Source organism: Paenibacillus tuaregi, from assembly GCF_900086655.1.
Taxonomy (GTDB): Bacteria; Bacillota; Bacilli; order Paenibacillales; family Paenibacillaceae; genus Fontibacillus; species Fontibacillus tuaregi.
The window spans coordinates 5,038,742-5,050,881 of sequence record NZ_LT575476.1 but is presented as its reverse complement, the minus strand read 5'-3'; the positions used below and the strand labels follow the sequence as shown (position 1 = coordinate 5,050,881).

Here is a 12,140-nt window from a genome sequence, read left to right as displayed (position 1 = left end):
AGGAGAGATAGGTATGAGAATAGGCGTTATTTCAGATGTGCACATCGATAAGAACAATGTAAAGAACGAGAGGACCATTCAGGAGGCCTTGGGCAGGATTGTACAGGAGACCGGAACGGACCTGCTTATCATAGCTGGAGATGTCTCCAATAATTATGCGACTACGCTGTCCTTCCTTGAAGAAATAGAGAGTAGATCAGGGGTAGACTGTCTATTTGTACCGGGTAACCATGATCTTTGGAATATCGATTACCCGGAGAAAGACGCTTGGTCTCTCTATCGCCACCTTCAAAAGTTCAAGGGAAATATCACAGCCGCTCCTTATCATATAAATGAAGAATGGGTAGTGATTGGAGATGTGGGCTGGTACGACTTCTCTTTTGGGAGCGATAAATTCGCGGAAGTGCATTTCCAAGAGATGAAGTATAACGGCCGTATTTGGAAAGACAAAATTTACGCAGATTGGGGATTGAGTGCTGCAGAGGTTCATCAATTCTTTTACCAGAAACTTAGAAATCAGATTGAGCAGCATAAGGATAAAAAGATTATTCTGGTTACTCATGTCGTACCCCATGAGAACTTTATTGTCCCTACCCCTCATCAGGTTTGGGACTACTTTAACGCCTTTCTGGGAAGCAGGCATTACAGCGACCTGATTGCCGAATTCCCGCACACTATAAAATATGCGATTTGCGGACACGTTCATTATCGCAAGCAGTTCCGGCTGGGCGAGACCTCGTTAATTTGCAATTGCCTGGGGGACAAGGAAGAATGGCTTCACTCCAAGGAGGCCTATGAGGAGATATCACATACTTATTTGACCATTGAAATTTGATCCAGGTCGCTTAGTTAGTCCTGTCTATTAACAGATCCTTAATCATATAACAAGCAGCCTGTTCCGAAGTGGAAGAGGCTGCTTGTTTCCATATATAAGAGGGACCTTCAAATCAAAATTAAAATCTAAATCTAAATCAGATTACCCGATCGTATCCACCACACGTCCCTGCTGGTCCTTGATTTCAGTTCGAACGACCTTGACCGTAAGGTCCTTGAAGCTGCTTAACTTGAATTCCTGGGCTACCGGGGTAAGCCTTGTGGAGAGCTCGCGAATGGCCTCTTCACTTAGGACAAGCTCTATGCCGCTTTCCTGTTGCTGTACGCCGGGTTGATCCCCTTGGCGGAGAACCACAAGGGTGTCCCGTGAGGATAGCCTAAGGGCCCGCTCTTTCAAAGCTCTTCCCGGCAGGACCTGGCTGATCACTGAAGCCTGCTTGGCCCCGATCACCAGGGTATAGCTTATGCCGCGGAACAGCCCTTTCTTCTCTTCCCATCCCAGCTGGTCCACGAATAGAAAACCGGTGCTGGAGCCTTCACGCTCGGCCCCCTGCCGGAGCTTCTGGGCTAGCTCTGCATCATCCAGTAGGGAGGATCTGAACAGGTCCGTAATATATAGAGGCAGCAGGCCGGAAGATAAGGCTTCGGCTAACACTCCAACGGTATTCCACGCCTGCATAGCTTCAAGCTCGTTCTGGGTGATGCCCACCATCTGCAGGAAAGCAACGCTGCCATTTGGGGTTTGTATTTCAGGAAGCTCCGGGTCTTGGATGAATGCCAGCGCGGTCAGCCTTGTATCGTGCTCGAGCGCAATAGGCCCGTTTGCATCCAGGTAATCGCCGGATTTGAATGTATTTCCGCTGCCAAATACGTATCTCCCCATGTTCTGCAAAAGATTCAGGGCCCAGGCCGGCGGCTCGTCTTCATCGTCCAGCTTCCGGAGCCGGAACGTCAGCTCGAAGCCATATCCGCTTTCCTCCACACTCTCAGATTCCTTCTCATAGAGTTCAGAGAACCCATAGGTGACAAAATGCCAATGCGGAACCGGCTCGGCCCGCAGGTATGCGCTGATTCCGTCCAGCGGGTCGGGTCCTCCCAGGATATAAGGGATCATCGTACCGTAATGCTTCGGCTCCTGATCCCCGTAAATGCCCTTCAACTGCTCATCTATGGCATCCCAGCCCAAGGCTTGAGCTTCGCGTTCTTCCTGATCCTCCACGTTCATCGTCAGTTTCCTCCCATCGGTAGTCCTCAAAGAAATTTTCAAGATTATTCCGGTATATTTTAACATAGGGCCGTCCCCTCAAGGAGGGATATAGCAAAATTGACACTTTAGTCCTGCCATCCTCCAGTGTGGCCGTGATTGGCTTTATTCCACGAATTTGTATTGTTACGGGCACTTTCCCCATATAAAATAAGAGATGCTACATATTAACAAAGCCTGTTAACTTCAGGCGGCAAAGGAACTGAGTTATGACCAACAATAAGATGACCAAGGCATATTTAGCCGCGATTTTGAACGCCCTGATAATCGGGTTTTCTTTTATTTTTGTGAAGCTCGCCCTTCAGGCGGCAGGTCCCATGGATGTTCTTGCGCACCGGTTCACGGTCTCCCTTCTTGCAGCGATGGTAATGCTGGTTGTAGGACGAAATAGGCTGAGGCTGCAGTGGAGCAGCATTTTGCGGATTCTGCCGCTGGCGGTTTTCTACCCGGCGCTTTTCTTCGCTTTTCAGACCTTCGGCCTTGTTTATGCTTCCTCTTCTGAAGCAGGCATTGTTACAGCCACGGTTCCAATTCTTACAATGATTCTGGCCACATTCCTTCTAAGGGAGCGATCCACCCTGCTGCAAAAGCTGTTTATGATTCTCTCTGTAGCCGGGGTTGTGTTTATCTTCGTTATGAAAGGGGCTCAGACCCATTCATTGAATGCCGCTGGCTTAATACTTATTCTTCTGTCCGCATTCTCGTCCGCAATGTATACTGTCCTGGCGAGAAAATGGATGAAGAACTTCAAGCTGTCCGATGTGTCTTTTGTAATGATCGCTATAGGATTTGTGGTCTTCAATGCCATGTCCCTTGTCCAACACATCTCCGAGGGGAGTGTGAGCAGCTACTTAGATCCGTTTCTAAGCCTAAAATTTGTGCTGGCGATCTTGTATCTGGCTGTACTCTCTTCACTGTTCACTTCCCTGCTGTCCAATTATGCCATCTCCCATATTGAGGCTTCCAAGATGAGTGTGTTCAACCAGCTGTCCACCATCGTTACAATCGGGGCGGGGGCTGTGATTTTGCAGGAGCAGTTATTTTATTACCATTTTCTTGGCACGATTATGATTCTAGTAGGCGTTATCGGGGTGTGCCTTCCCCAAGAGACGTTCTCCCGAAGAAACGGAATGCGGGGACAGTAAGCAGTAAAGCGATGAAGTAATGAAGTAATGAAGTAACGAACAATGAAACAACGAATGTTAAAGTAATGAATAAAGTAATGAATGGCAAAATAATGAAATAATAAAGTAATGAACGTTAAAGCAGGGGGCCACAAGCCGCCTGCTTTTGTTTTCGAAGTGAAGGCAGCGGTCGTTCGGAGTTTGAGGCCATTGGAAGAATCAGGGTATAATTATAAAAATAAAATGACTCCCACATGATAGAGAGGAGGACGAGCTATGAAGAAGCGGCTGAACAAGTTATAACGGGCTGTGGACGCCCGTTTAGGTGGCCAGCCCCGTGGTCCACCGGTTAACCAACCCACATGGTTTTTACGAAATTCAAAGAAATGGGAGCGAGCACTATACTACCTAACAATGTGGAGGCGGTTAACGAAGATGAGAAGCGAACAAGAGATGATGCGTATGCTGATAGACTTTGCTGAGCAAGATGCCAGAATCCGGCTGGTAACCCTGGAAGGGTCACGGACCAACAGAAACATCCCTCCGGATACCTTTCAGGATTATGATATCTCCTATTTTGTGACCGATATGGATTCTTTCAAGAAGGGTGATGAGTGGCTTAACATCTTTGGCCGCCGCATAATGATGCAGAAGCCTGAGGATATGGAGCTGTTTCCGCCAGACTTGGGAGGGGATTGGTTCTCCTATCTCATGCTGTTTGAAGATGGGAACAAGCTGGACCTGACTCTTATTCCGGTTCATGGGGTGGAGGAGTATTTTGCCCAGAGCGATGGATTGGTGGAGGTTCTGCTGGATAAGGATAGGTTGGTGACAGACGACGTTACTCCGAGTGACCGGCAATATTGGATCAAGAAACCAACCGCAAGGGAATTTGATGACTGCTGTAATGAATTCTGGATGACCGCGACTTATGTGGTCAAAGGCTTGGCGAGAAAAGAATTCTTGTTCGCCGCGGATCATCTGCACGAGATTGTACGGCCCAATCTACTGAGGATGATGGCCTGGCAGATTGGATCGCAGCACGGTTACGACTTTAGCGTGGGCAAGAACTATAAATTTATTGACCGGTATCTTCCCGTGGAGGATTGGGAAACGCTGTTGTCCACCTATTCCGAAAGCGGCTATCCGGAAATGTGGCGGTCTTTATTCACTTGTTACGGGTTATTCAGACAGTACTCTATAGCAGTGGCCGATAGATTAGGGTATGACTATCCGGACTACGATGCGGCCATTACGAAGTATACAGAAGATATTTATAATACGTGGATATAAGAGCTCAGCGGGCCGCCCATAACAGGGCGGCTTTTCACCCATGCTCACCGGTCAACCATGCTGTTCTCCCGCTTTCTATTCGCAAGATGTCATCTCTGTTCTAACCGGAAGTGAGGAGCCCGCCTAGATGAAGCTGGTCATTATACATAGGACTTCAAATATGACCAGATACACGAAGCAGCCCCCGCGAGTCCTGGAAGAGTCCACAGGACATGCAGGGGCTGCTTACAGGCCAGCAGATATTACTTAACCGAATTCCAATACGTGGTGTCTTCCACGGACAGACGCGCGGTGAACCGGCCAGGTGCGGCAGCTTTGCCGATTGCGATCAATACGGCCGGAACCAGAGTATCTGGAAGGTCGTATGCTGCTTTGAGTTGATCTGCATCGAAGCCGCCCATAGGTACAGTGTCGTAGCCTTTGGCCTTGGCCACAAGCATCAGCTGCATGGAGACAAGACCCGCATCAAGCAGGTTGATATTGTGCAGTTTGTCTTTTGGCAGGCTGCCGTACATGGAGACCGTGCGCTCTACAATCGCTTTCTTTGCTTCTTCCGTTAGCGAGCCAGCCTCGACCGACTTGCTGTAGATTTTCTCGGTTTGTTTATAGGATTCCAGATCACCCAGAACCGCAATGACAGCGGCAGCTTCCGCAACATGCTTCTGGTTGTAGGCAATGGGCACCAGTTCCTGCTTCTTGGCTTCGTCATCAATGACAAGAAAGCGCCAAGGCTGCAGGTTGGAGGAAGATGGGGCTGTGGAGGCGAGCTCCAGAATCTCAGTCAACTCTTCGCGGGAAATACGCACCGAAGGGTCATAGGAGCGGACAGAATGTCTCTCCTTCATAACGGTGTAAAGATCTTGGGCTTCTTGGATTTGGTTGCTCATCATAATCACTCCTAATACGATTTATATTTATTCTGTGCAATAATTAGCACAGTTAAAGCCAAAAAAAGACTATATAAGATCAGCGACAGTATGGCGCTCCAGCACCTGCAGCACTCCGTCGTTAATCTCCTGCACAATCACGCTGAAGGACTCATGCATCTCTCTGCCAAAGGCATGATCACCCGTAGTCTCCAGTATGGCACCACAGTAAGGGCCTTTCTCCTCCAAAGCAAGATAGACCTCTTTCAAGGTAATATCCTCAGGGGAACGCTTAAGACGGTAGCCTCCGACCCGGCCTTCCCGGGTCTCCAGAATGCCCTGACAGGCAAGCTTGGAGAGAATCCGCCGAAGCAGAGTGGGCTCCGACTGAAGCTGGCAGGCAATTTCACCGCTCGGGCAGCAATCTGGATGCTTAGCGAGCACGACCAGTGACTGGATAGCAAGACCAAACCATTTGAAGTTAGGGGCACCTGTTAGTTTATCAGTTGTCATGGTATTTGCATCCTCTCTGCTCAACTCATCCACAGTATATCCCTTAACTGTTGTGATTTCAAGCACAGTTTAGAAATTATAGAAAAAGCCTGGGGAGAACAAGCTTCTCCCCAGGCCGGGCAGCCTGCTAACGCGCGCCTTAAGCTTCAGGCGAGAAGGTGCGTCCGCCGAATTCTTTATCCAGTTCAAAGAATGCCGTGCTGTTCACGTCAATCCGCTTCAGCTTCTGAATAATGCCGTCGAACAGAGCTTCCTCTTCCACCTGCTCTTCAATGAACCAGGATAGAAATTGGAGTGTGGCATGCTCACGGTCATCCAGAGCAAGGTCGGAGAGGTGGTAGATCCGCTGAGTATTCACCTGTTCGTGCTGATACGCATGCTCGAAGGCATCCAGGATAGAGTCGTAGTCATTCTTAGGCTCTTCCAGTGCGGAGAGCACCACGCGTCTTCCACGGTCATTCAGGAATTTATAGATCTTGGAAGCATGGAACCGCTCCTCTTCGGCTTGGACCAGAAAGAAGTTGGCAAATCCATCCCAGTTCACAGCCGAGCAGTAGCCGGCAATCGCCAGATAGACATGAGCGGAGTGGAGTTCGAAATTGAATTGTTCATTGAGAGCTTCGTATAGTGATTCTTTTACCAAGGCGTTCACGCCCTTCCGTAGTAGTGTATAAATTCAACTTTATACTACCATATCCTTGCACCTTGAACAGCTATTTTCTGGAAGCCCCCTTGTCACATATTTGAATCTCCGCCTGGCGGATGCTAGGCTTATGGGTAGAGATCAACCGCAAGTAGAAGCCTTATATAACTCTTTATTAAGGAGGACATGCAGAAGGTGAGCGAAAGCAGGTTTAAGGTCAGTCTGACCCCGGGTCAAGTAAGGCAGTATGTTAAGGATGGTCTTGATGCCGATTTGGTTCATGAGGAATTTCACGACCTGGGGGATGGGCGGGAGATTGGAACGCTGATATTCGAAAAATATTTCTTTCGTGTCAAGAACCGGGTGGCGCTTGTTGTCATTGCCGATAATATTTATGGAACTACGGAAGTCCGGGCCATCTCTACCGGTTCGTCTGAGGGCATGGTCTTTGCATTTGACTGGGGCGCCTCGAAGGATTTTGCAGGCAGTGTGCAGTTGATTTTAAGCAGTTACATTGTGGGAGATTAGCTGGCCATAGTTCATTATTGTGTGGTTGACAGCCGTCAAGCAATGCAACGCCCCTCCCTTGTTGCTTTTCCGTTTGTTGATGTCTTTTCTAATTTTCTGTTTACACTAACCCCTGTATTAAGAAACACCCCTTGCAAAGATTAAAGGTTCAGCACTAACGCTGTCCCGATGTCCTAGTGAGGGGTGTTTTTTTTGCACCCGCTGGGTTCCGGGCTTGGGTGCGGCGTCCGCACCGCCTTTCCAGCAAGGTGAACGCCTGGATGGTCACGCGGCTCTGCGCCGCTTAAAGTCATGCCCGTTCATTCCAGCAGCGGGCTGTGCCCCTGTTCCTGCATTTCAATCGGCTTAAGCTTGGAAGGCTTAACCGACCGCCGCAGGAACAGGGACAGAATAAGGCCGATCACGGCAATCCAGGTGGCGATGATAAAGGCATCGTTAATGCCGTGGATGGCGGATTCCTGGGAAGCAAGTCCATAGATGACCTGCAAGGCCGCCCCCTGAGCGACAGTGGGCGGAAGACCTCCCGATGCCGCAAGGCCTTGGCTTAGATTGCTGAACTGTTCGACTACGGCCGGGTTGTTAAGATTGACCGTGTTGCCATAATCGGCGAGATGCACGGTGGTTTTCGTGGTCATCACCGTGACCAGCAGGGCCGTTCCAATCGAACCGGCAATCTGCCGTACGGTGTTGGACATGGCTGTTCCGTGGCTTCCCAGATGACGGGGCAGCTGATTAAGCCCTTCCGTCTGCACGGACATCATGAGTAGGGACATGCCGAAGCTTCGCACGGTGTAGATCATCATAATATGGCCGTAGGTGGTGTTCGAGGTTAACCGGCTGAACTCCAGCGTAGTCAGGGCGGTGATAGCCAAGCCGACAATGGCGAGCGGCCTTGCCCCGATTTTGTCGAAGATGCTCCCCGAGATCGGGGACATGACTCCCATAAGCAGGGCGCCCGGAAGAAGCAGCAGACCTGAATCAAGCGGGCTGAATCCCCGGATATTTTGCAAATAAATAGGCAGAAGCAGCATCGCTCCGAACATGGTCATATTAACGGCCGAGCCGATAAAGGTCGACACGGTGAAGATGTCGTACTTGAAGACCCTGAACTCCAGCATCGGATTGTCCATCGTCAGCTCTCTGAAGATGAAGAACAGGATGAACAGAACTCCGGTGATGAGCGAGATGACCACAGTGCCGCTGCTCCAGCCCTTGCTTCCCGCCGAGCTGAACCCGTACAGCAGAGAACCGAAGCCTATCGTGGAGAAGATGGTACCAAGCAGATCGAATTTTGGAGAGGACAGCTTGGATATGTTCCTGAGCCAGAGAATGGACAGCACAATATCAAGCAGAGTTAGCGGGATCACCATAATGAACAGAATACGCCAGGTATAGTGCTCCACAATCCAGCCGGACAGGGTTGGACCGATGGCGGGAGCGAACATCATGGCGATTCCCATCGTCCCCATCGCGGCGCCTCGCCTCTCCGGCGGGAACACGGTCAGGAAGACGTTCATAACCAGGGGCATAATGATCCCCGCCCCGCCGGCCTGGATGATCCGGCCGATCAGCATGATCGAGAAGGTAGGGCTGATCGCGCAGATGACAGATCCCACCCCGAACAGGGCCATGGCAGAAATAAACAGCGAGCGGGTGCCGAACGATTCAATCAGGAAGGCGGTAATCGGAATCAGCACGCCGTTCACCAGCATATAGGCGGTTGATAGCCACTGAACGGTGGTGGCCGATACGCCAAAGTCATTCATCAGATGCGGAATCGCAACGTTCAGGAGAGTCTGGTTCAGGATGGAAATGAACGCTCCCAGCATCAATACGGTCAGTGTGCGGCCGAGCGATATATTTTCCATGGAAGCCTCCTAGATATGAACTCTGACCGAAGCGTTCATGCCCGGAATAATGCCGAGCCCTTTATAACCATCAACCTTAATCACAATCGGAATAACCTGCGCTACCTTCGTATAATTGGCATTGGTGTTGGAGGTTGGAAGCAGGGAGAAGGTTCCGGCGGTAGCAAGTCCAATGCTGTCCACTCTACCGGTCAGAACCGTATCTGGGAAAGCATCAACGTAGACATCAACACTCTGTCCGGCTTTAATATCGTTAATCCGGGTCTCCTCAATATTCGCAGTGATCCACAGATTGTCGAAATCATAGGCCCGGCCAAGCTGTGTTCCGGCGGCTACGAGTCCATTCTGAACTCCAGACTGCTGAACCACCGTTCCGTTAACCGGAAGTGTGATATCGGTCGATCCAGCCGGGGATTGAATGGTTCCAACCCGGGTCCCGGCCGTATAGGCTTGCCCGACCTTGGCATCCCAGCGTACCAGCTTACCGGCTGCCGGGGCGTAGAGGTTAATAGGCAGGCCGGCCACTTGGGCGTTATCGGTTTTGACATAGTTGGCATTTTGGTTGTAGTAATAGATCCCGGCTCCTGCCCCTGCAAGGATAATAAGGATAACCAGAACATTGACCAGCACGGCACGTGAACTCATTAAGTGAGGCCTCCTTCTACTTTCGGAATTGCTGTTAAGATGTTAGTGCGTTCCTGTAAAAGAGGTTGTCCTGAAAGGGCATCCATTATTCGGTTATTTGCCGGCTCATGAATCTGAGCCGTTTGGGGGATGAATAAGTCGACCAATTGAAGGCAAAGGGGAATGATCCATGAACATCTTTGTGGTATATGACAGTGATAACGGCCATACCGAGGCATTGGCCAAATCCGTTGCTGAAGGGGCCAAGATTCCTGGGGCCAAGGTATATCTCAGCCATGTCCGCTCTGCCCGGGTGGAGGATCTTACGGAGATGGACGCTATTATCTGGGGATGCCCGGGTCACTTCGGCTCGATTAGTGATGGCCTGAAGACCTGGATAGATAAACTTGGCTACTTGTGGGCCCAAGGCAAGCTCATCGGGAAGATCGGAGCGGTATTCTGTACAACAGCCACCGTGCATGGCGGGCTTGAGGCAACCATGCTCAATCTGATCGTGCCGATGCTGCACCAAGGCATGATTATTGTCGGACTGCCGGGTAATATCCGGGAGAATGCATTATATGGTTCCTATTACGGGGTAGGCGTAACCTGCCCGGTCGAGACATCCCCGCATGACCCGCCAAATCTGCCCTCGGGGAATGATCTTGCACTCGGACGGGCCCTAGGACAACGGGTGGCCGAGGTTGCGGGTAAATTAGCGGATGCCGAATCCAGATAAGGGGCGCTCTATGTTATACGGTCTTTTTGTACTTGTACTGGCGGGTATTGTGTTTCTTGTGATCTTTAACGTGAAGAATGGTAAAAAAGAGCGGGAAGCAGGAACAAAGGAGGCGGCGCGGGATAAAGCTCCGGCGCGTGAGAAAACTCCTGATCTCGTGCAGGCACGAGAGAGTCATCCATCAGATATGGGACAGGTCGGGCTGGGACAGCAGCCCGGGGTTCCCGGACAGGCCGAAAGGGGTCAGGCTTACTCTCCGACATCACCTGCTGCCCCAACCGTTCATACGCATGATTTGAGCCGGGCTTCAGGTCAGGTTCAGAACCAGACTAAATCCCAGGAGCACACAGGGGTGCGGCATGAGAGCGAGGATTTGTCGGGCCCTGCGTATCCAATCCAAGATACACCCGGGCATAAGGCTGGACTGGACTATGACCGTATTGCATACAGGTCAGAACGCCCGGAGTCTCCAACGGAAGCGAGAAGGGAACCCTCCGTAATGAGAGAGGGTGCAGGGCTCTCAGTCCCCCGAAAGAGTGGGGATGAGATGTACCGTCAGGCCCTTCGCCAGATGGCCAGCCCTGAGGAGGCTCTGCCTGTAGAAGAGCAGCAGGAGGAACTTCAGGTCAAGCCGGACTCTGATCAGGCCTACCGGGAAGCGCTGCGGCGAATTCTGGAGAAGCAGAGCGAGGCTAGAGAGCAGCAGAATCACAAAGAACCGCGGCAGCCATAGGCCACTGCGGTTCTTGGTATGCCGCTGGAATTAGCGGCTGAATAGTGACAGGATCAGCGGTGCTGCTCCGAGTGTGAACAAGGCGGCAACGATCATCGAGATGCTCGAGATGGTTCCACTTAAAGAGCTCAGCTCGAACGCCTTGGAGGTTCCGGTACCGTGAGCTCCTGTTCCAAGCAGCACGCCGCGGGCGACCTCGTTGTCGATACGGAACATCTTTACGATCATCGGGCCGATAATGGAGCCGAGCAGACCGGTGATAATCACGAACACTGCGGTGATGTTCGGCACGCCGCCGATGACCTGAGATACGCTCATAGCGATCGGTGTGGTCACAGAGCGCGGAACAAGGCTGCTCACCAGCGCGTTGTCCAGATGCATGCTCTGGGCGAGCAGCAGGGAGGACACGATGGCAACGACGGAGCCGGATAGGACGCTGACCAGGATCAGAGCGGCATGCTTCTTGAGCACATTGTAATATTTGTACAGTGGAATGGCGAAAGCGATTGTAGCCGGCTGCAGGAGACTGCTGAGCCATTTTCCCCCGGCGTTATAGGTCTCGTAAGGGATATGGGCGAGCAGCAGCCCGATGATCAGAATCACCGGGGTCACCAGCAGCGGGGACAGATAGACGCTGGATTTCACCTTGTACACTCTTTTGCATACGTAATACAATGCTATAGTAATGAGCAGACAGAGTAATCCGGTAATCATGATTGGTTCTCCTTTCGCTTAGCAATGCGGGATGCGGTCAGCCCGGAGCTAGCCATAACAATAAAAGTGCTGAAAATAACCACAATCAGAATGCGCACTCCATCGCTTTCCAGCATCGGAATGTATTTCATTACGCCGACAGCGGCTGGAATGAAGAACAGGAGCAGTTCAGCGAGCAGCCAGTTGGCTCCCTGCTCAATCCATTCAAGCTTTATAACCCGGGTCTTTAACAGCGTGAAGATTACAGCAATACCAAGGATACTTCCGGGTATGGGCAAGTGGAGCACGTCCACGATTTTGTTCATAGCCATGGATATGAAGATCAGGATGGCTACCTGCACAACACCTTTGAACAGTGACTTCAGAGCGTTCATGTTTTGCAAAGCCTCTTTTCATT

Annotated in this window: 14 protein-coding genes; 6 read left to right on the top strand and 8 right to left on the bottom strand. The window is 51.0% G+C overall.

Annotated elements, in window-relative coordinates; translation table 11 throughout:
• Positions 1 to 13: 13 nt before the first annotated feature.
• Entirely contained in the window at positions 14 to 835 is an 822-nt protein-coding gene (locus BN6628_RS22705; RefSeq protein ID WP_068620830.1) for a metallophosphoesterase, read from the top strand.
• A gap of 141 nt (positions 836 to 976) precedes the next feature.
• Here the strand turns inward: BN6628_RS22705 and BN6628_RS22700 are convergent, their stop codons facing one another.
• Entirely contained in the window at positions 977 to 2,059 is a 1,083-nt protein-coding gene (locus tag BN6628_RS22700) for a suppressor of fused domain protein (protein WP_068620827.1), read from the bottom strand.
• A gap of 248 nt (positions 2,060 to 2,307) precedes the next feature.
• On the opposite strand from BN6628_RS22700, the gene BN6628_RS22695 reads away from it, so the two are divergent.
• Positions 2,308 to 3,243, top strand: coding sequence for a DMT family transporter (locus BN6628_RS22695; RefSeq protein WP_068620825.1), 936 nt, complete (start codon positions 2,308 to 2,310; stop codon positions 3,241 to 3,243).
• A 414-nt stretch (positions 3,244 to 3,657) separates the two neighbouring features.
• Positions 3,658 to 4,515 carry an aminoglycoside 6-adenylyltransferase gene (gene ant(6), locus BN6628_RS22690; RefSeq protein ID WP_068620823.1) on the top strand — a complete coding sequence of 286 codons (858 nt, stop codon included), beginning with the start codon at positions 3,658 to 3,660 and terminating at the stop codon, positions 4,513 to 4,515.
• A gap of 242 nt (positions 4,516 to 4,757) precedes the next feature.
• On the opposite strand, the gene BN6628_RS22685 is transcribed toward ant(6), so the two are convergent.
• The 3 genes from BN6628_RS22685 to BN6628_RS22675 form a co-directional block, all read right to left on the bottom strand.
• Positions 4,758 to 5,405, bottom strand: a complete 648-nt coding sequence (locus tag BN6628_RS22685; protein ID WP_392397652.1) for a nitroreductase family protein — start codon at positions 5,403 to 5,405, stop codon at positions 4,758 to 4,760.
• Between the two features lie 66 nt (positions 5,406 to 5,471).
• Complete coding sequence (locus BN6628_RS22680) at positions 5,472 to 5,894, bottom strand: RrF2 family transcriptional regulator (protein WP_068620819.1); 423 nt, start codon at positions 5,892 to 5,894, stop codon at positions 5,472 to 5,474.
• Between the two features lie 139 nt (positions 5,895 to 6,033).
• A complete protein-coding gene (locus tag BN6628_RS22675; RefSeq protein ID WP_068620817.1) occupies positions 6,034 to 6,537 on the bottom strand; it encodes a ferritin in 504 nt (167 codons plus the stop codon).
• Between the two features lie 195 nt (positions 6,538 to 6,732).
• On the opposite strand from BN6628_RS22675, the gene BN6628_RS22670 reads away from it, so the two are divergent.
• The gene (locus tag BN6628_RS22670; protein WP_082927154.1) at positions 6,733 to 7,065 is read left to right on the top strand and encodes a DUF6054 family protein; all 333 of its coding nucleotides are present in this window, start codon (positions 6,733 to 6,735) and stop codon (positions 7,063 to 7,065) included.
• 299 nt (positions 7,066 to 7,364) lie between these two features.
• Here BN6628_RS22670 and BN6628_RS22665 read toward each other — a convergent pair whose 3' ends face one another.
• Together BN6628_RS22665 and BN6628_RS22660 are read right to left on the bottom strand one after the other, a co-directional pair.
• The gene (locus tag BN6628_RS22665) at positions 7,365 to 8,933 is read right to left on the bottom strand and encodes a DHA2 family efflux MFS transporter permease subunit (protein ID WP_082927026.1); all 1,569 of its coding nucleotides are present in this window, start codon (positions 8,931 to 8,933) and stop codon (positions 7,365 to 7,367) included.
• Between the two features lie 9 nt (positions 8,934 to 8,942).
• Positions 8,943 to 9,578 (bottom strand): HlyD family efflux transporter periplasmic adaptor subunit, encoded by a 636-nt coding sequence (locus tag BN6628_RS22660; RefSeq protein WP_068620813.1) that lies wholly within the window; start codon positions 9,576 to 9,578, stop codon positions 8,943 to 8,945.
• Between the two features lie 169 nt (positions 9,579 to 9,747).
• Here BN6628_RS22660 and BN6628_RS22655 point away from each other — a divergent pair, with 169 nt between their 5' ends.
• Together BN6628_RS22655 and BN6628_RS22650 are read left to right on the top strand one after the other, a co-directional pair.
• Positions 9,748 to 10,296 (top strand): NAD(P)H-dependent oxidoreductase, encoded by a 549-nt coding sequence (locus tag BN6628_RS22655; protein ID WP_068620811.1) that lies wholly within the window; start codon positions 9,748 to 9,750, stop codon positions 10,294 to 10,296.
• A gap of 10 nt (positions 10,297 to 10,306) precedes the next feature.
• On the top strand, positions 10,307 to 11,029 hold the full coding sequence (locus BN6628_RS22650; protein WP_068620809.1) for a hypothetical protein: 723 nt from the start codon (positions 10,307 to 10,309) through the stop codon (positions 11,027 to 11,029).
• Between the two features lie 30 nt (positions 11,030 to 11,059).
• Here BN6628_RS22650 and BN6628_RS22645 read toward each other — a convergent pair whose 3' ends face one another.
• Positions 11,060 to 11,743 carry a CidB/LrgB family autolysis modulator gene (locus BN6628_RS22645; protein ID WP_068620807.1) on the bottom strand — a complete coding sequence of 228 codons (684 nt, stop codon included), beginning with the start codon at positions 11,741 to 11,743 and terminating at the stop codon, positions 11,060 to 11,062.
• Positions 11,740 to 12,108 carry a CidA/LrgA family protein gene (locus BN6628_RS22640; RefSeq protein WP_068622571.1) on the bottom strand — a complete coding sequence of 123 codons (369 nt, stop codon included), beginning with the start codon at positions 12,106 to 12,108 and terminating at the stop codon, positions 11,740 to 11,742. The genes BN6628_RS22645 and BN6628_RS22640 overlap by 4 nt, the downstream gene beginning before the upstream one ends.
• Positions 12,109 to 12,140 lie beyond the last annotated feature (32 nt).